This is a genomic window from Marinobacterium sp. xm-d-530, assembly GCF_013283365.1.
Classification (GTDB): domain Bacteria; phylum Pseudomonadota; class Gammaproteobacteria; order Pseudomonadales; family Balneatricaceae; genus Marinobacterium_E.
Genome location: NZ_WBYM01000004.1, coordinates 25,595 through 45,164, shown reverse-complemented (window position 1 = coordinate 45,164; position 19,570 = coordinate 25,595). Strand labels below are relative to the sequence as shown.

Annotated in this window: 19 protein-coding genes; 3 read left to right on the top strand and 16 right to left on the bottom strand. The window is 48.9% G+C overall.

Going from position 1 to position 19,570, the window contains the following annotated elements:
- Positions 1-2,700 carry a [protein-PII] uridylyltransferase gene (locus tag XMD530_RS07430; RefSeq protein ID WP_173483423.1) on the top strand — a complete coding sequence of 900 codons (2,700 nt, stop codon included), beginning with the start codon at positions 1-3 and terminating at the stop codon, positions 2,698-2,700.
- 9 nt (positions 2,701-2,709) lie between these two features.
- Positions 2,710-3,006 carry a DUF1244 domain-containing protein gene (locus tag XMD530_RS07425; protein ID WP_173481459.1) on the top strand — a complete coding sequence of 99 codons (297 nt, stop codon included), beginning with the start codon at positions 2,710-2,712 and terminating at the stop codon, positions 3,004-3,006.
- A gap of 42 nt (positions 3,007-3,048) precedes the next feature.
- Here XMD530_RS07425 and XMD530_RS07420 read toward each other — a convergent pair whose 3' ends face one another.
- Positions 3,049-3,702, bottom strand: coding sequence for an OmpA family protein (locus XMD530_RS07420; protein ID WP_173481460.1), 654 nt, complete (start codon positions 3,700-3,702; stop codon positions 3,049-3,051).
- 178 nt (positions 3,703-3,880) lie between these two features.
- Here XMD530_RS07420 and XMD530_RS07415 point away from each other — a divergent pair, with 178 nt between their 5' ends.
- Complete coding sequence (locus XMD530_RS07415; protein ID WP_173494806.1) at positions 3,881-5,728, top strand: beta-ketoacyl synthase; 1,848 nt, start codon at positions 3,881-3,883, stop codon at positions 5,726-5,728.
- Here the strand turns inward: XMD530_RS07415 and XMD530_RS07410 are convergent.
- The 15 genes from XMD530_RS07410 to XMD530_RS07340 form a co-directional block, all read right to left on the bottom strand.
- Positions 5,725-6,498, bottom strand: coding sequence for a TatD family hydrolase (locus XMD530_RS07410; protein ID WP_173494805.1), 774 nt, complete (start codon positions 6,496-6,498; stop codon positions 5,725-5,727). The two genes, XMD530_RS07415 and XMD530_RS07410, sit on opposite strands and share 4 nt — an antisense overlap.
- A gap of 1 nt (position 6,499) precedes the next feature.
- On the bottom strand, positions 6,500-8,083 hold the full coding sequence (locus XMD530_RS07405) for a peptide chain release factor 3 (RefSeq protein ID WP_173483428.1): 1,584 nt from the start codon (positions 8,081-8,083) through the stop codon (positions 6,500-6,502).
- A 108-nt stretch (positions 8,084-8,191) separates the two neighbouring features.
- The gene (gene rfbD / locus XMD530_RS07400) at positions 8,192-9,142 is read right to left on the bottom strand and encodes a dTDP-4-dehydrorhamnose reductase (RefSeq protein WP_173506975.1); all 951 of its coding nucleotides are present in this window, start codon (positions 9,140-9,142) and stop codon (positions 8,192-8,194) included.
- Positions 9,143-9,220: 78 nt separating this feature from the next.
- A complete protein-coding gene (locus tag XMD530_RS07395; protein ID WP_173489269.1) occupies positions 9,221-9,610 on the bottom strand; it encodes a hypothetical protein in 390 nt (129 codons plus the stop codon).
- Positions 9,611-9,616: 6 nt separating this feature from the next.
- Positions 9,617-10,342: a lysophospholipid acyltransferase family protein gene (locus XMD530_RS07390; protein WP_173483431.1), complete on the bottom strand. Its 726-nt coding sequence runs from the start codon at positions 10,340-10,342 to the stop codon at positions 9,617-9,619.
- 4 nt (positions 10,343-10,346) lie between these two features.
- The gene (gene moaD / locus XMD530_RS07385; RefSeq protein WP_173483432.1) at positions 10,347-10,601 is read right to left on the bottom strand and encodes a molybdopterin converting factor subunit 1; all 255 of its coding nucleotides are present in this window, start codon (positions 10,599-10,601) and stop codon (positions 10,347-10,349) included.
- 21 nt (positions 10,602-10,622) lie between these two features.
- The gene (gene moaC, locus XMD530_RS07380; protein ID WP_173482231.1) at positions 10,623-11,099 is read right to left on the bottom strand and encodes a cyclic pyranopterin monophosphate synthase MoaC; all 477 of its coding nucleotides are present in this window, start codon (positions 11,097-11,099) and stop codon (positions 10,623-10,625) included.
- Positions 11,099-12,220 carry a 1-acyl-sn-glycerol-3-phosphate acyltransferase gene (locus XMD530_RS07375; RefSeq protein ID WP_173482230.1) on the bottom strand — a complete coding sequence of 374 codons (1,122 nt, stop codon included), beginning with the start codon at positions 12,218-12,220 and terminating at the stop codon, positions 11,099-11,101. Before XMD530_RS07375 ends, moaC begins: the two co-directional genes overlap by 1 nt.
- Before the next feature lie 133 nt (positions 12,221-12,353).
- Positions 12,354-13,973, bottom strand: a complete 1,620-nt coding sequence (locus XMD530_RS07370) for a TRAP transporter large permease (protein ID WP_173489270.1) — start codon at positions 13,971-13,973, stop codon at positions 12,354-12,356.
- A 12-nt stretch (positions 13,974-13,985) separates the two neighbouring features.
- Positions 13,986-14,660, bottom strand: coding sequence for a TRAP transporter small permease (locus XMD530_RS07365; protein ID WP_371731479.1), 675 nt, complete (start codon positions 14,658-14,660; stop codon positions 13,986-13,988).
- An 89-nt stretch (positions 14,661-14,749) separates the two neighbouring features.
- Positions 14,750-15,739, bottom strand: coding sequence for a DctP family TRAP transporter solute-binding subunit (locus tag XMD530_RS07360; protein ID WP_217362123.1), 990 nt, complete (start codon positions 15,737-15,739; stop codon positions 14,750-14,752).
- Between the two features lie 219 nt (positions 15,740-15,958).
- On the bottom strand, positions 15,959-16,627 hold the full coding sequence (locus tag XMD530_RS07355; protein ID WP_173482228.1) for an energy-coupling factor ABC transporter permease: 669 nt from the start codon (positions 16,625-16,627) through the stop codon (positions 15,959-15,961).
- Between the two features lie 9 nt (positions 16,628-16,636).
- The gene (gene rimI, locus XMD530_RS07350; RefSeq protein WP_173489271.1) at positions 16,637-17,074 is read right to left on the bottom strand and encodes a ribosomal protein S18-alanine N-acetyltransferase; all 438 of its coding nucleotides are present in this window, start codon (positions 17,072-17,074) and stop codon (positions 16,637-16,639) included.
- 15 nt (positions 17,075-17,089) lie between these two features.
- Complete coding sequence (locus tag XMD530_RS07345; RefSeq protein ID WP_173482226.1) at positions 17,090-17,932, bottom strand: hypothetical protein; 843 nt, start codon at positions 17,930-17,932, stop codon at positions 17,090-17,092.
- Between the two features lie 2 nt (positions 17,933-17,934).
- Complete coding sequence (locus XMD530_RS07340) at positions 17,935-19,473, bottom strand: 2-isopropylmalate synthase (RefSeq protein ID WP_173506974.1); 1,539 nt, start codon at positions 19,471-19,473, stop codon at positions 17,935-17,937.
- Between the last annotated feature and the right edge of the window lie 97 nt (positions 19,474-19,570).

The following is a 19,570-nucleotide window of genomic DNA, read 5'->3' as shown; positions in this document are numbered from 1 at the left end:
ATGAGCCAAGCTATCAAGCTGACACCCGTCCCCATCAATGGCATCGAGAAGTTTTTAGATATCAAACGGCTCGAACAAGAGATCAATGATGGCAACTTGACCACTGCCCTGAAAAGCGCAGTTAGACATGCTACGGAAACGATGCATGAGAGCTTCAAAGCGAAAGAGGATATTCGCAAGTTGATCTACGGTCGTGCCTGGGTGATTGACCAAATCTTACGAGTTGCCTGGCAACATTTCGATTGGCCAGACGAATCCAAAGTCTCGCTGATCGCAGTCGGGGGCTATGGCCGAGGGGAGCTACACCCCCACTCCGATGTCGACATTCTGATTTTGATCGATGGTGTTGAGGCTGAAAGTTTCGAGGAGACCATTAGCGGCTTTTTGACACTTCTTTGGGATATCAACCTGGATATTGGCTCTAGTGTGCGCACCATTGAAGAGTGCTATCAAGAGTGCCGTAATGACATTACCATCGCCACCAACTTGATCGAGTCACGCCCGCTGACAGGGGACCCATCCCTGCAACTAAAAATGTTTGAGCGCGTCACTCAGGATGACGCCTGGACAGACTCTGAATTTTTCAAAGCGAAAATGAAGGAGCAGACAGCACGGCATCTAGGCACCAACAACACCGAATACAATCTTGAACCTAACATCAAAAACTCCCCAGGTGGACTGCGCGATCTTCAAACCATCGGCTGGGTTGCCAAGAGACACTTTGGTGCCACCTATATTAGAGACTTAGTCAATCACGGCTTTTTAACGGAGTCAGAGCTTGAAACACTCAACAAAGGTGAACTCTACCTCTGGACAGTTCGTTATGCCCTGCATATGCACTCAAAGCGCCGTGAAGATAGACTGCTGTTTGATCATCAGCGCACTCTGGCTGAGTACTTTGGATACTCGGATGACAAAGGTTCGTTAGCGGTTGAACAGTTCATGAGCCGCTACTACCGTGTTGTTAAAGCGATGTCAGAATTCAACGGCATGCTACTGCAATACTTTGACGAAGTTATTCTTAGAGCCGATGTAGAGCAACAGATACAGAAGCTAAACTCACGCTTTATCGTTCGCGACAATTTTCTGGCCGTCGCACACAACAAGGTATTTGAGCAGAACCCTTTTGCCATCATGGAGTTGTTTGTTCTGATGGCACAGAATCCTGAAATTAAAGGTGTTCGTGCCTCGACGATTCGATTACTTCGAGATCACAAACACCTGATCGATGATGATTTCAGGTCTGACCTCCGAAATACCAGCCTCTTTATGGAGCTACTGCGTTCACCTGAACGTGTCTCGACAGAGCTGAAGCGAATGAATCGTTACGGCATTTTAGGCCTCTATCTACCTGAGTTCGGTAATATTGTTGGCCAGATGCAACACGATCTTTTCCATATCTACACGGTTGATGCACACACGCTCAAAGTGATTCAGATGATGCGTCAGTTCCGGCACACAGAGTTTCGTGAAACCTTCCCTGTCGCTCATCGCGTAGTGAACAATCTACCTAAAATTGAGCTGCTTTACGCGGCCGGCCTGTACCACGACATCGCCAAAGGTCGCGGAGGTGATCACTCAGAACTCGGCGCAGTCGATGCACTGGAGTTCTGTAAACGACACCACCTTGGAAAATGGGACAGCGCACTGGTCGCCTGGCTAGTGGATAAACACCTGATCATGTCGATGACGGCACAACGACGCGACCTTTCAGACCCTGAAGTCATTCATGAATTTGCTAGCATCGTGGGCGATGTGACACACCTGGACTATCTCTATGTGATGACCGTCGCTGACATCAATGCGACCAATAATGAACTTTGGAACAGCTGGCGGGCAACCCTGCTTCGTCAACTCTATGCCGAAACCAGGCGTGCTCTTCGACGCGGACTAGAGAACCCTCTGGGTAAAGAGGAGTTGATTGAACAGACTCAGTTTGAAGCACTGCAATCCCTTAAGCGATTGGGAGCCAAAGAGGAGCGCGTTAAAAATCTGTGGCAACACTTTGGGGATGACTACTTTTTACGCATCGACAGTCAAGCCGTTGCCCGGCACACACAGGCCATACTTGAACATGGCAACCAGCCATTGCCGGTTGTGACGCTGCACCAACACAGCTATCGCTCTCATGAGGGTGCGACGGAGATTTTCATCTTTACTGAAGATACGACCAACCTCTTCGCCGCAACGGTTGCCTCATTAGACCAGCAAAATCTCAGTGTTCAAGATGCCCGCATCATGGCAACCAATAACGGCTACACGCTCAGCATCTACATGGTGCTGGATGAGAACAATCAGCCATTGAATGACAATCCAGACTACCAAAAAGAGATTCAACAGCAGTTGGTCGATGAACTGGATGATCCCGCAGACTTCCCTGACATCATTCATCGAAGAGTACCGAGGCAGCTTAAACTGTTTCCGATCAAAACCAGTGCTTCAGTACACACCGATCCCAATCTGAAACAGACCGTACTTGAGGTATTCACAGCGGACCGCCCTGGTCTACTCTCTCGAATCGGACGTATCTTTGCGCAGTTTGAGATCAATGTTCACAACGCCAAGATCGCCAACATCGCCGAGCGCGTTGAGGATTTTTTCTATTTAACCAATGCCAACAATCAGCCGATTACTGATCCAGAAATCTGTGAGCAACTCACCAGTGAGATCTGTAAAGAGCTTGATCAGCATATGCAGTAAGGAACCGAGATGGAACAACAGACTAAAACAGAAATCGAAGCGGCGGTATTTCGCCGTCTAGTGGAGCATTTAGACAACCACAAAGAGGTTCAGAACATCGACCTGATGAACCTAGCCTCTTTCTGCCGAAACTGTCTCTCTAAGTGGTATGTTGCAGCGGCTGAAGAGCGCGGCAAGAGCGTTGATTATGAGCAAGCGCGAGAGCTTGTCTACGGCGAACCTTATGCTGATTGGAAAGTGAAGTACCAAAAAGAGGCCAGCGCAGACCAGTTGAGCAAGTTCAACGAAGTCACCGGCGCTAAGTAATCTTTTTATATCCAGGTGCTCAACCGAGCACCATCTTCTTTTTTACATTTCCGTACCACGAATCCAGATCTCTACTCGGCGATTCTGTGCACGCCCCTCTTCTGTCTCATTAGAAGCCAGCGGATAGCGCTCACCAAAACCGCGAGCCGCGATACGAAGAGCATCCACACCTACCTGTCTTAAATAGTTAGAAACAGCAGCCGCACGTCTTTCAGAGAGCATCTGGTTGTATTCAAATGACCCAGTCGAGTCGGTGTAACCATCCACATTAATGCTGGTCTTTTCAAACTTCGCCAACACTTTAGCGACTGAATCCAAAACCGGATAAAAGGCGTTATCAAAACGCTCATTGTCCACAGCAAAGGTGATATTACTTGGCATAACCAGGCGAATCTCATCACCCACTCGCTCGACGCGCACACCCGTCCCTTCAAGCTCTTGACGCAGTAGCATCTCTTGCTGATCCATGTAGTAACCGACACCTGAACCAACAGCACCACCTAGGGCTGCACCAATCAGTGCACCTTCGGCACGATTACCTTTAGATACAATGGCACCCAGTACAGCACCCGCTGCTGCGCCAATACCGGCACCGCTAGTCGCATTGGCTGTTTTAGTTTGCTGTGTATAGGGATCAATTGTTTGACACCCAACCAGAGCACAACATACCGCTATCGAGAGTATTGAACCTTTCATCAAATTCCTCTTACATCTCTTAAATTCATCCTTTTCTATGCTCAGTGTAGCCTCAAAAGTCGAACCGAGCATGTGGGTTAACATTTTTTTACATTTGCCGCCTCAGCGTCTAGCCAGAACCTGACCTGCAAGTTACAATTTCCTGATATTTTTTGTGTCATTTATGGGGAGCAAGGCAGTGTCTCATTTACCGGTCATCGTTGGTTTTGGTGGCATCAGCCCCGCCGGTCGCTCCTCATTCAACCAAGGCTACAAACGCCTCATCTTTGAAACCTTGTCTGATAAAGATCAGCAGGATGTGTTACAGGATCTCGCCGTTCTCACCAACAGTAATGCAGATGAGCGGCAGGCACTGCTTGATGCCACCCTGATCCGTAAAATTCCAAGTTCATTCTTTGACGCAAATCGTGTCCTGATGAACAAGGCATCAAAGATCCATCCGGCAGGTGAATCCATTAAATTCACTATGCGCAAACGTGATCTTCCGACCAACATCCCCGACAACTGGACATTGGCAGATACCGAGGCAGGCCAGGTCGAAGTCACCCTAACCGGTGCGCTCGACCTAATCTTCAACGATACACGCGTACTGCCTGTTCAGAGCGCCGGTATGTTGCCTGAAGGATTTGAACCGGGTTCTCTATACCAATCACGCAACCATCCGCGCGCACTGCAAATGGCGATCTATGCAGCCTCTGATGCACTGGCCTCCACAGGTCTGGATATCGATAAACTGCTCGATACTCTGGCTCCTGATCAAATTGCGGTATTTGCCTCTAACTCAATTGGCCAACTCGACGACTTAGGCTTTGGCGGTCTCAATAAATACCCTGCGATTGGTAAGCGCACAACCTCTAAGCAGATGCCGTTGGGTTATGCGCAAATGCCGGCTGATTTCGTTAACGCCTACATGCTTGGCAACCTTGGCACGACCGGCGGCGCGCTCGGTGCCTGTGCGACTTTCCTGTACAACCTGCGTAATGCCGTTGAAGCGATTCGCACCAATAAGGCTGAGTTTGTTCTGGTTGGCGGGTCTGACGCCCCGGTCACTCCAGAGGTTATTGAAGGGTTCCGCGCCATGGGCGCATTGGCTGAAGACAAACAGCTTCAGGCACTGGATAAGCTCGCTTCACTTGCTGATGTAGACCACCGTTCAGCCTGCCGTCCATTTGGGGACAACTGCGGTTTCACCATTGGTGAATCGAGTCAATTTATTGTTCTGATGAGTGATCGCCTAGCGATCGAGACCGGCGCTCAGATCTATGCTTCGGTGCCTGATGTCTATGTTCATGCCGACGGTTATAAAAAATCGATCTCAGCACCCGGTGTCGGTAACTACTTAACCCTGGGCAAAGCGGCCTCTTTGGTTGAGAAGCTACTCGGTTCTGAAGCGCTACAGCAGCACTCAATGATTCAAGCGCATGGCACCAGCACACCACAGAACCGAGTGACTGAATCACATGTATTAAACGAGGTCGGCAAAGCGTTCAACATCAATGATTGGACGGTCACTGCGGTTAAGACTTACCTCGGACACTCTCAGGGCACTGCGGGTGGTGACCAACTGGTTTCAACACTGGGTGTTTGGGAACAGGGAGTCATCCCCGGCATAGTTACTACTCAGGCAGTAGCTAGCGACGTTCATCAGAGCCATCTTGAGCTACCTCTTCAGCATAAAGAAGTGGGTAATCAATTCATTTCTAACGCGTTGATCAACTCTAAAGGCTTTGGTGGCAACAACGCGACTGCGGTACTCATCTCGCCGACCGAGACGATTAACCTGCTTCAAAAACGTTATGGCGCTGCAGAGATGCTTGAGTGGCAGAAACGCTCAGAAGCGACAGTCGCTCAGGCTCATGAGTATAACCAAGCCGCACTCAAAGGCACGACTCGGCCGACTTACCGTTATGACTATGCGGTGCTTGCTGGTGAAGATTTAGAGATCACTCATTCTGGAATTAAGGTTCCAGGTCGCTCTTTGCCAGTCAGCTTCGACGTTTCAAACGCTTACGAAGATCTAACCTAAAGCCCCAAAAGAGCAGCCACATTGTGATGAGTTTGCTGAGCAATAGATTCAGTAGACTCACCACGTAACTCGGCGACTGCTTCAGCCACTTCTGCAACCCTAAACGGGTGATTTGGCTTACCCTGATGACCGCTTAACGGCATATCGGGCGCATCCGTCTCAAGCGCCAAGCTTGTCACTGGCAGTGAACAGACGACCCTTCTGAGTCGATTAGCTCGATCATAGGTCACTGCCCCACCAACACCAATCAAAAATCCCAAGGCAACAAGATTATCCGCTTGCTGCTGGCTACCCGAGAATGCATGGGCAACGCCACCTCTACGTAAACGGTGGCGTTTTAAGCGCTGCGTAATCAGATCGACGGAGCGGCGAACATGAAGCACAACCGGCAATTCAAATGCAGCCGCTAACTCTAACTGAGCATCAAAGAGTTTCTGCTGCCTATCTAATTGTGGATCTTCAATAAAAAGGTCTAATCCACACTCACCAATCGCAACAACGTCATCTCTCTGCTTAAGGAGCGTCTCTAGGGTCAAAAGATCTTGATCAATATCGTGCTGTTTTAGAAAACAGGGGTGCAAGCCAAGCGCCAGATGACGCCGAATGGGATGGTTAAGCTGACAGGTATGGATCACTCTAGGCCAATCGCTAGCCGTGACTCCGGGTACCAGAATATCCGTTACACCCTTTGCCTGTGCTTGATCGAGATGAGAGCTGATTCCCACTGCAAACTCGGGAAAGTCGAGATGGCAATGGGAATCAAAAAGCATGTTAGTGCTCGCGAGTAGCGCGGAACTGAATATCCGGCCAACGCTCTTCGGTGAGGTTTAAGTTCACTCGTGTCGGTGCCAAGTAGGTCATTAGACCTGCACCATCTTCGGCCAGGTTGTCATACCCTTTTTTGCGGAAGTCATTGAGCATCTTATCGTCAGCACACTCAACCCAACGAGCCGTCGCAACACTGATCGCCTCATAGACACAGTCCACTTTATACTCATCTTTAAGGCGATACATGACCACGTCAAACTGAAGCTGACCGACCGCGCCGAGAATCAGATCGTTGTTGCGAAGTGGCATAAACAACTGCACCGCACCCTCTTCGGACAGCTGCTGCAACCCTTTCTGAAGCTGCTTCATCTTCAGTGGATCAGTAGGACGCACACGCTTAAACAGTTCAGGAGCAAAGTGTGGAATGCCGGTAAATTTAAGCTCTTCACCTTCTGTAAAGGTGTCGCCGATTTGAATAGTACCGTGGTTGTGCAATCCGATGATGTCACCAGACCAAGCCTCTTCCACCGCCTCGCGATCACCCGCAACAAAGGTAACCGCGTCTGCGATACGAACATCTTTGCCGATGCGCGTATGTTTCATCTTAAGCCCTTTAGTGTATTTGCCAGAACAGATACGCATGAAGGCAATCCGGTCACGGTGCTTTGGATCCATATTCGCTTGGATCTTAAAGACAAAGCCTGTGAATTTATCTTCATCCGCCTGAACCTCACGTGTCTCTGTTGCACGATGAGAAGGGGCAGGAGCCCAATCAACAAAATCATGCATCATCTCTCGAACACCAAAGTTACCTAATGCCGTACCAAAGAATACCGGAGTCATGGTACCCGCTAGGTAGGACTCCTTGTCCCACTGGTGGGTAGCCCCTTGTACCAGTTCGATCTCGTCACAGAACTCTTCATAATCGGCACCCAACAGCTCACGAGCTTCGTCGCTATCCAAGCCTTGAATGATATTCTGTTCAGCAAGCAGATGCCCCTGCCCCTTGGTGAACAGGTGAATTTGATCCGTGTAAAGATTGTAGACCCCTTTAAAACGCTGACCGGCACCGATAGGCCAGTTAATCGGTGCGGCTTCAATTTTTAGTACCGATTCAATCTCATCCAAGAGCTCAATAGGGTCACGTATCTCACGGTCTAACTTATTCACAAATGAGAAAATAGGAGTATCGCGAAGACGACAGACATCCATCAGTTTAATGGTACGGTCCTCGACACCCTTTGCGCCGTCAACCACCATCAAAGCAGAATCCACCGCGGTCAATGTGCGATAGGTATCTTCCGAGAAGTCCTCGTGCCCCGGTGTATCCAGTAGGTTAACGATACGGTCACGGAATGGGAATTGCATCACAGACGAGGTGATCGAGATGCCACGCTCCTGCTCCATCGACATCCAGTCAGAGGTCGCGTGACGATCACTGCCTCGGCCTTTTACGGTACCAGCAACCTGAATCAACTGACCTAATAGCAATAGCTTTTCGGTCATAGTGGTTTTACCCGCATCAGGGTGGGAGATGATTGCAAAAGTGCGGCGGTTAGCCACTTGATCGTGAACTGCGTTTGACATGAATCGTTCTTCTAGAAAATTGAAAAGAGCCGTCGCTCAGAATTGGCGCGTATTTTCGCTGATTCTAAGCGATTAGACAAACGACTCGACCGTTTTAGAGCAGATTGACTAGGAACCTAGCTCTTCCGCTTTGGTTTCTACCGTCGGTTGAGGCACTTTACTGCCATCTTCACCGTAGATTTCACGAATCAGTCTTTGCAGGTCGACGCGCCATGGACGTTGACGAACACCGAAGGTATTCAAAATCTTCTTACAGGTCAGCACGGATGAAGTTGGGCGTTCGGCCCCCTCCTCTTCTGCGCCAGCCACCGGGCGAATTTTACGAACCGCCAGCTCCTCATATTGGCCAGCAGCAGCGATGATCGCCTCAGTAAATCGGTAGCGCGTTGTGATCTCTGCACCGGAGTAGTGGTAGGTACCCCAGTGATCAGCACCCTCTTCCAACTGTTGGATAATCGCCAAAATTACTCGAGCCACATCATGCGCAGCGGTTGGGCATCCACGTCGATCATCCACCGCTTCAATGGTTTTATACTCACGCGCTTTATCGAGCATTTTGGTCAGATAGTTGACTCCGGACTCACTGAATACCCAGCTGATTCTAAGAATAATGTGTTTAGGTTGATAAGCTCTAACATGCTCTTCACCGCGCAGTTTTGACTCACCAAAGGCTCCTAAGGGAGCCGGCTCATCCAGTTCAGTATAGCCACTCGCATAGTGACCATCGAACACGTAATCAGACGAGATATGGATAATTGGAATACTAAGGTCACTGCAGGCTTTAGCCAGATTAAGAGGCCCATCCGCATTAATTGCAAAGGCTTTGCCTGGGTGGGCATCGGCCGCATCAACCTGATTGAAACCGGCACCATTAAGAACGTAATGTGGAAGTACATCCGCCAATTTGGCTTCAATGGCAGCCGGATCAGTCACATCAAAACTGCGATGGTTGACGGGGATTATTTCGATATTTTCTAGCTTTTCAGCGACACGACAAAACGCTCGGCCAATCTGCCCTTCCGAACCGGTTACTAAAATTCTAATTTTATCGCCGTACAACTCTGAATCACTCCAACAACCATTAATATGAGTTTAAAAAGGGGAAACCGGCAGTGCAACCAGTAATTGCTGCTTCAGTCACACCCTTGCAGGTTGTGACTGCTGTGCGATCATTTCGATCAGAACTTGAGAGGTTAGATAACGCGCTTTGTCATTACTGCGTAAGCTGATAACCGAATCTAGAACATCGCACGCAGCGATTGAGATCTGTTTTTCCAGCAACACTTGAGCAACCTTAGCAAACTGATCACTCGACAGCCGGGTAAAGTCATAGACTTTACTGAGTAGAAGCAGATCGCCCGACTTCAATTTATCCAAAATCTTTAAGAGCTGAATGGGTTCAGAGGTCTCTTCAAAGGCCACTGAATCAAGCTCGATACCGGCCACTCGAGCACTGTCAGCCAATCGAGCCTGAAGCTGGGCTTTACCTTCATCGCCATGTATTGAGGCGTATCCAAACAGTGACATAGATCCTTAGGCTTTGATGCGTGTAAGACTTTCTTCAAGCCAGTCTACAGAATCCTTATGCACTTCTTCAACAGTTCTCTCTGTCGTTTCGATAGGTTTACTTATAAGAACATCAACCGTACCAGGGTGCTTAATAAAACCCTTTCCTGGCCAGAAACGACCCGCATTATGAGCGATGGCGACTAGAGGAACTTCACTGCTCACAGCCAACATAGCTCCACCTTTATTCCAACGACCTAATTCACCCACCGGAAGTCGGGTACCCTGAGGAAAAATAAGGATGGGCACACCCGCAGACAATTTTGCCTTACCTTGGTCCAGCAGTTGTTTTAGTGCGCCTCGACGTTTACTGCGATCAAGAGCGATCGGTTCTAGCAGAGCAAGCGCCCAACCAAAAAATGGGATTTTCAGTAACTCCTGCTTAAGGACCACCACCTGTGGCTGGATCAACAGCTGAAAATAGATCGTCTCCCACTCACTCTGGTGATTAGATATCGCAACATAAGCACCCGATGCAGGGAGGTTTTCTCGCCCCTGAACATTGACCTTAACGCCACAACAGACTCGTAGCCAAACAATGTAGAAGTTATTGATCGCGGTTACAAAATAGAATCTTGGTTTAAACGGCAGTGCACGAGCAACCACCAGACAGAGTGATGCCCAGACGATCGTCACTGGATAGAAGCCTGCGTAATAGCAGAGCGCACGAACAAACCCAATCAGCTTAGTCACTGCATCAACCCCCTGTCACAGGCGGGAAGAAGGCGACTTCATCACCCTCTTTAATGGGAGCACTTCTATCAGACATCTCATGGTTCACCGCAACCAAAACCGTCGACCCATTAATGGTTGAAGACCACTCTTCCCCGTGCATTGTCGAAAGATGATCAATCAAAGAGTCGACTGAACTGATACCTTCAGGAAGGCCGATACTCTCTTCAGAGCGACCGATGCGATCTTTTAAACTGGCGAAATAGACAATTTTCAACATGTAGCTTCCAAAATAGTGCTGTTATTCAGCAATCCAGTGGCCCGATTTACCACCCTTTTTCTCTTGCAGAGAGACTTGATCGATCACCATACCTTTATCGACCGCCTTACACATATCATAAAGTGTCAAACCGGCCACAGAGACAGCGGTCAGCGCTTCCATCTCAACACCCGTCTGGCCACTCAATTTGCAGATCGCGCTGATCTCAACACAGCTCTCTGCTTCATTCGGCGTCAGCTCAACTTTCACACTCGACAGCATCAGAGGGTGGCACATTGGAATGAGGTCGGAAGTACGTTTAGCCGCCATGATCCCAGCAATACGTGCTGTCGCCAGTACATCACCCTTTTTATGACCGCCATTGACGATCATTGAGAGAGTCTCTGGCAACATGGTCACACGACCATAGGCTCTTGCTTCACGGAAGCTAACCTCTTTTTCAGAGACATCGACCATTCGAGCCTGACCCTTCTCATCGATATGAGTAAACTCTGACATCAGTGGCTCTCCGTTTGCGCATTGTTGTAGTTTAAAACCGGTTTAGCGTACATCGCTTTCAAAATATCTTTAGCAGCGCCATCAACCTGACTCAGCCTTGACTCAAGTAACGCCAGCCCCTCATCAGTTGCTTCACCTGCAGCGGCTAGATTGGTGGCATGCAAGCGGTAATTTTGGTGTATCTGACGGTCAATTTCTGCCGCCAGCTCTTCTGCCGATTCAAATTCACCTCGAATAGGCTCACCAAAGCCTACATGAACGCGGCCTTTGTCACCGACAATCCCTTTGACGATACTCTGAATATCTTCGAACTCACTCTTCTCATAAGTTCCGCCCTCAGCTTTGGCAGCCAACTCATTGGCTTTAGCCGAGTCACAAGGGTCTAGTTCGTATGCGATAGATACTGGGACAATATTGAGTCGCTCCACCATCTCAGAGAAGCTACGTTGCTTACGCTGAGACATATAGAACATTTTCAGTAGCGCTGGATCTGTACGATCGTCACCATCTTTCGCACGCCCTTCGCGCTGAGCGATCCAGACGGAGTGCCCCGTGGTGACACTGTGATCAATATAGCTAGAGAGTTGAGTTAAGGCCGTCATCATCTCACGTCCTTTAGCAGAACGGTTGACGATAAACGACTTGTTCAAACGCATCAGATCTGACACGTAAGGCTTACGCAGCAGGTTATCACCGATCGCAATTCGGACTGTGTCCATCCCTGCATGGTAGAGCATCCAATTCACGAACGCTGGATCCATAGCAATGTCGCGATGATTAGAGACAAACAGATAAGCATCCTCTTTATCGAGCTTATCCAATCCACTGCAACTTAACTTGGTCGTGGATCGTTTGATCATCTTGTTCATGTAGCTTTCAACAAGCTGTTGAAAATCACGAACGGTATCAACATCACCCATGCGTGCCGCTAGATACTGCTTGACGATGGGCCTTAAAAACCATCCCGCCCAACCTGAGGCTTTAGGAAACTGATACTTTGTAATGGCATCCACAAACTCATTATTGTGGAGGAGATCAAACAGAACCTGACCCACTTCATCATCGCGGTAGGGGCGAATCTCTTTATAGGGGTCGTCGTTGTTAACAGCAGTGTGACTCATAGATATCCAGTGTTATAGCAATAGGCGCTTATTTTAGAGCTTTAAGCGCTAATTAGCACCTGCCATCTACCTAAACAAAAACGGGGAGGGTTCATAGAACCATCCCCGTTTAAAAAATGAGTCGAATTAAGGACTATTTGGTCACTAATTCAGGACCCATGATGCTGTAGGGTAGCCAGGTCGAGATCGCTGGCACATAGGTCACAAGAATCAAGAAGACAAAGAGTACCGCGACAAACGGTGCGGCCGCCTTCACGACACGCGACAAGCTCATACCTGTAATCCCCGAGGTTACAAACAGGTTCAAACCGATCGGTGGTGTGATCATACCGATTTCCATGTTAACTACCATGATAATACCTAGGTGAATTGGGTCGATGCCCAACTCCATGGCAATCGGGAATACAACCGGTGCCACAATAACCAATAGACCTGATGGCTCCATGAACTGGCCACCGATCAACAACAGAATGTTGACTGCAATCAGGAATGACCACCAAGTAAAGCCCACATCGAGCATCCACTCAGTCACGTGCTGAGGAATACGCTCAGCCGATAGAGTGTGAGCGAACAACAGTGCATTGGCGATGATAAACATCAGCATCACTGTGGTTTTGGTACCCTCAAGCATGGTCTTACGGCTCTCTTCACCGAACAGTGATGGGAAGAAGGCTGTAATCAGAGTCACAAAGTTACGTTTCCAGATCGCTAAGCCTGCAACAAAGCAGTGAGCAAAACTCTCATTCATGGCGTGACTGCGCTTAATGGTGTAGAAGATGGTCAAGGCGATACTGACCACAGCACCCCAGATTGCACGCTCGCCAGCGGTTACCGTGCTATCTGGATCCGACGTCGCAAAGAACGACAGGATCATCCAGACTAAGAAGAGTGACACACCATAAACCGAACCACTGAAGCCGACTTTCGCGTGTGGCGCATCCGACTCAAGTACCCATGGCGTGTTTTTCAAAGGCCCCATATCGCGATAGATAAAGAGCGCAACAATAATTGAGTAGACCGCCGCAACAACCGCAGCCTCTGTTGGGGTGAATGCGCCTCCGTAGATACCGCCCATGATGATGACGATCAGGAACAGTCCCCAGAATGCATCCTTACCACCACGAACGATGGTACCGAAACCTTTCCACTCCTCTGCAGGCAGGTTTTTAATACGTGCAACCACGTAGATAGCCAGCATCAGCATACCGCCGGCAATTAGACCTGGAATAACACCAGCCAAGAACATACGACCTACCGACACATCCGTCGATGCCGCGTAAACGACCATAACGATAGAGGGCGGAATCAAGATACCCAAAGTACCCGCGTTTGCGATAACACCCGAAGCGAACTCTTTTGAGTAACCCACTTGGCGCATACCGGCGATAGCAATCGTACCGATCGCGACAACAGTCGCTGGCGATGAACCAGAGAGTGCAGCAAACATCATACAGGCCAATACTGACGCCATCGCAAGACCACCACGGAAGTGCCCCACTGACGCAATCGCAAAGTTAATCAAGCGTTTCGCAACACCACCGGTCGACATGAACGACGACGCGATAATGAAAAACGGGATCGCTAAAAGAGTGTAGTGTGTACCGACACCAAACAGCGAAATCGCTACAGACGACAATGAGTCTGTAGAGAAGAAAGTAATAAATAGAATTGAGGATAGGCCTAGCGCCACACCCACAGGAAGACCGATAAAGAGCAGACCCAATACCAGTGCAAATAGAATTAATGCTTCCATCAGTTCAGGCCCTTAATCTTTCAGTGCATCTTTGTGCTCATCAACAAGGTCTTCCGCCTCGTGACCAGCAATGAGGTGATGACGTGCACCGGTCCAAATACCGACAAACGCCTGCAGTGAGCGATAAGCCAACAGAGCCAAACTGATTGGCAGAATAACCAACACCAACCAACGTTGAACACGCTCTTTAACGCCGAACCACTCCATAATGAAGTCAGGCCAACGCATCTCTTCGACACCGATGTTGATCTTGTACATTTTAGCCCAGTACTCAATGGCACCACCGCGGACATCGACGCCCAAGGCTGCCAACCAAGCACTATCAAGAAGAATCAAGGCGTACATCAGCGTTGCAAAAGCTGCAAACAGCGACAACCACTTACCGACCCTGCTAGGTACCGCATTAAGAACGATATCGACACCCAAGTGGGTACCATTCTTAATACCGAAGCTCATCCCCATCAAAATCAGCCATGAGAACATCACCATGCTGAATTCAAGTGCCGCTGACCAACCGGTTCCGAAGGCGTAGCGAGCAATAACCTGACCAAAGGATACGGCCATGATCGAGAAGATGATTAGAACAAGGAAATTCTCTTCCAGTTTTTCCATAAATCTTGGGAAACGTTTCTCTAAGCCCCAGATCACTAGAATAAGAATTAAGAGGTAAAGATGCGGCCACTCCACGTCAGTACTCCAATATGTTGAGCTACATAAGCTCGGGAAAAGGAAAGGACGGGCTCTAAACGAGCCCGTCGATCATCAACCTAAGTTGATTAAGAGTTTGCAGCAGCTTCGATTAGATCAGCACCGATCTTATCTTCAAACTGTTTCCAAACAGGTTTCATAGCGTCAACCCACTCTTTACGCGCAGCATCGTCAAGTGTGTTGATTTTGCCGCCACCCTTAAGGATGTTTTCACGGTTGCCCTGCTCTTTCGCTTTAACTGCTAGGTTAGCTTCGTTAGTCACGTCTTTAGCGATCGCAATGAACTGCTCACGAGCGTCTTTAGGCATAGAGTCTAGGAACTCTTGAGACGTCATGAATAGGTATGCAAGAAGCTGGTGGCTAGTCTCAGTCGTTGAATCTTGCACTTCGAAGAACTTCTTAGTGTAGATGTTTGACCAAGTGTTTTCCTGACCGTCTACAACGCCAGTCTGTAGTGCACCGTAAACCTCTTTAAATGCCATTGGCTGTGGTGAACCGCCCATTGCTGCGATCATCGCTTTAGCAACGTCAGAGTTCTGTACGCGGAACTTTAGACCTTCAGCATCAGATGGTTTTAGTAGTGGTTTGTTGGCAGAGAAGTACTTCATACCAGACATCCAGTAACCTAGGCCTACAAAACCAACATCTTCCATTGCAAGAAGAAGGTCCTGACCAGCATCAGAGTTAGTGAAGCGCATTGCAGCGTCCATATCTTTGAAGATGAATGGAAGGTCGAATACGCCAAACTTAGAAGTGTAAGAACCGAACTTAGATAGTGAAGGCGCTAGGATCTGTACGTCACCTAGTAGAAGCGCTTCAAGCTCTTTAGAGTCACCGAACAGTGTAGAGTTTGGGTAAACTTCGATACACATAGTGCCGTTCATTTCAGCGTTTACACGCTCAGCAAGTTTGTTAGCCGCAACCACTTTAGGGTGAGTTGTACCACCAGTAACGTGTGAAAGTTTTGCAACGATCTCGCCAGCGTCACAGTTAGCCTGTGCAGTAGCAGCCGATACAGATAGAGCCAAGGCAGAAAGGCCAAGAGTTAGTTTTTTCATTATTTACACTCCAGTTTGTATTAGGTCACAACGACCTTGTAAAAAGCACTTTTACAAAGCAGAAAACGTGCCAACAACCTAGATATATATTTATTTTCAACAAGTTAGTGAAAATAAATACAGGACATAAGACTTAAAGGAGGCATTAATGGCGGATGCTCGCCGAAGCTAATCAGCAAGAAGTGGCGGAAAACCGCCACTTAGCAATGCGATGGCTTACTACTGATTGTCGATGTACTTAGCCGCGTCAAATGTACGAATCCAATCGGGATGAAACACCATGACAGCGGTCATAAGAATGCCGTTAATGAGCCCCTCTGGGAACATAATCAACGGCAAGAAGGAGATGTACTCGTGATAAATCGTTTGCCAACTGTGGATACCTGACAAGCCAAGCACAAGCGACAGGGTCAACCCCGAGCTAGCGACTGCAAACCCACCACCAATAAAGGCGGCTAAAAAGAGATAGGCAAAGAAGTTAGGCGGGTATCGTCTCTCAATATATTTAAGAAGCGTGATGGTCAGTGTCGCTGGCACCACAACAATCGCAATTAAATTTATGGCCAGCATATCAAAGCGCTCCACTCCAACTAGAGTGATGCCGAGCATCGCAATCGCGCCAGCCAAGATGGCAAGATCCCAGCCAAACATCAGTGTCAACGCGGTCATACCCAAAAAGTGAACACTCAACCCTTCCGATAGGCCCGCTCTAAAGGTCCAAGTCAACATCAGCAAGACCATAGCGCCGAACAACAGATGCTGAAGTCGAGGCTCAGCCCAAAGCGCTTGAAAAGGCACACGTTTAAAGGCACTCCAGATAGAGGTAACCGCTAACAGTGCCGCTACCAGATGCCAAATAAGATTGATGTCTAAGATAGGATTTTCCATCTGTTTAATTTACACCGGTCGTGACATTAGGATCGCATCCTCCCTACCCTCTTGACCGATCAGCGGGTAGTAATGTTTACGCAGACCGTCCGTGACAAAACCCACCGATTGATAGAGACGAATCGCCGCCTCATTAGAAGCACGCACTTCCAACATGACACGGCTGATTCCATCCCCAGTGAACTGTTCAAGCTGATCAGTCAGCATCTTCGCCGCCCAACCTTCTCCACGCCGATCAGGCACTACGCCAATGCGGAGCAGTTCCGCTTCATCAAATAACCTTTGGTAGAGCGCAAAGCCGATCGGTTCGTTAGCGTCAAACAGTGTGTAGCAGGGAAAACGATCATCTTGAGATAGATACGTCTGCCATTGAGATTTTGACCAGTAATCAGGAAAGCACTGTTGATCCAGAGCAAACAGTTGATCAATCGTCATCACAGCAGGCATTTCAGAAGATAAACACTAAACCAGTGGCTGAAGATCAGACCAGATCTGCTGTTTAGCGCCAGGCATATTGAGCGCCTGCGAGAGTGATTGGGTCGTTAGATAGTTCAGTCCCGATTGTTGCAGTGGCAGCAGTTGCCCATGAGTCTCATCCACACCTTCACCAACCACCCAATTCGCAAGCCCCTCGCCAAACAGAATAACGGTCTCTAGACCAGACTCTTTCTGCATAAAGCTCAACTGTCGCTGCACATGTTTTCTAGCTTCATGCGGCCCCTGATCCAGGGTTTTACCGGCAAGCATAGGCCACTCAAGCGTAATCGGCAGTGTGATTGATTGTGGTGACTCTCCAAGAGCTTGAACAATGCCCGCCAAAAGACGCTTATGCTTATTGGAGAAGCCTTCGCGAGCACGAATGGGAAGATTATCGATTAGTAGGAGTCGGCCCGCTCGAGCCATAACAATTTTATAACGCGGCGCAGGTTCAAAGCTTCGTTTGACCGAAGTAGTGGGCGATGTTTGAGGCTCTTTAGAACTCTCATCAGCCGTCAACTCAGCAACGGCAGCACGTCTGATGTTAGAAGAACCTACCTCTGCCTCATCGGGAGCGGAGACCTCTAAGGCTTCACCAATCTGAGTAATCGCACGACGCTCAGCATGAGGCTCGACAGGCTTGTGTGCTTGTGGAGCCAACGCCTGCATCACCTCTTCATCGTCACCAAGGAGATCCGCAGGATGAGCAAAGCGATAGACCCAATCAGGCGAAGGCTTTGCTGCTGGCAAGATTTGACGAGGCATCCACTGCTGGATACCAAGCTGATCTAAATAGGCGGCTTGGATTCGAGCCTGCTGAACTGACATGATTAAACCTGTGGGTGCGCTTTTTCCGCGTTAGTATCCAGAAGATTGAGCGCATGGATATAGGCCTTAGCCGATGCAATGATGACATCGGTATCGGCACCTAAACCATTTACGATGCGACCACCCTTCTCAAGACGCACGGTGACTTCACCTTGCGAATCGGTTCCTTCAGTCACGGCATTCACCAAATAGATCAACAGTGTAGAGCCAGAGTTCACCTGTGACTCAATCGCTTTAAAGATAGCATCGACTGGACCACTACCCTCAGCACAGCACGAGTGCTCTTGCCCATCAATACTCACAACTAGATCGGCTTGAGGTGTCTCACCCGTTTGCGATGTCACAGATAGGTTGACCAACTGAAAACGTTCGCTTGACGCTTCGGCACGGCTATTGCTGACCAGCGCCATAAGATCCTCATCAAAGATCTCATGTTTCTTATCGGCTAACACTTTGAAGGCTTGGAAAGCGCTGTTTAGATCAGCATCACTCTTGAACGTAGTACCCAGCTCCTCAAGACGTGATTTAAATGCAGCACGGCCTGAATGCTTACCCAATACCATTTTATTGGTCGTCCAACCGACACTCTCTGCGGTCATGATCTCATAGGTTTCACGGTGCTTCAGTACACCATCTTGGTGAATGCCCGATTCATGAGCAAAGGCGTTAGCGCCGACAATCGCCTTGTTAGGCTGAACAGGGAAACCTGTCACGCTAGACACCAGTTTAGAGGCACCGACAATGTGCTGAGTATCAATATTGGTCTCAAGACCCATAACGTCTTGGCGAGTTTTCAGTGCCATAACGATCTCTTCTAGGGCTGCGTTACCAGCACGCTCACCCAAACCGTTGATCGTACACTCCACCTGACGTGCACCCGCTCCCACGGCTGCCAGTGAGTTGGCGACCGCTAGGCCTAGATCGTTATGACAGTGGACAGAGAAGATCGCTTTATCCGAGTTTGGAATACGCTGAATGAGCTCCCCGATCACCTCAGCAAACTGATGAGGCACGGCGTAACCGACCGTATCAGGGATATTGATAGTACGAGCGCCAGCATCGATCACTTTTTCGATAATACGGCACATAAAATCCAACTCAGAGCGGCTAGCATCTTCTAACGAGAACTCGACATCATCGATCAGATTACGCGCTCGCTTAACGGCATGCACAGCCTGCTCGACAACACGATCAGGCTCCATCTGAAGCTTGTACTTCATATGAATCGGCGAAGTCGCGATAAAGGTATGAATACGACCTTGCGCAGCATTCTTCAGCGCTTCACCCGCACGATCAATATCCGCATCCAAAGCACGAGAGAGTGAACAGACTCGGCTATCTTTGATGTTGTCGGCAATATTTTTCACCGCCTCGAAATCACCAGGACTCGCAATGGCGAAACCCGCTTCAATCACATCAACTTTCATACGTTCAAGCTGACGAGCGATTCGCAGTTTCTCTTCACCGGTCATAGACGCACCGGGACTCTGTTCACCATCGCGCAGCGTGGTATCAAAAATAATAACGCGATCGTTGCTCATAAGGGTCTCCACGAATTTAGGCCGTAGAAATAATTTCTCTAACGGCTCGCTATAAAGAGTAATTGGCCTATGATAGCTTGATGATCGACCAGTAGAA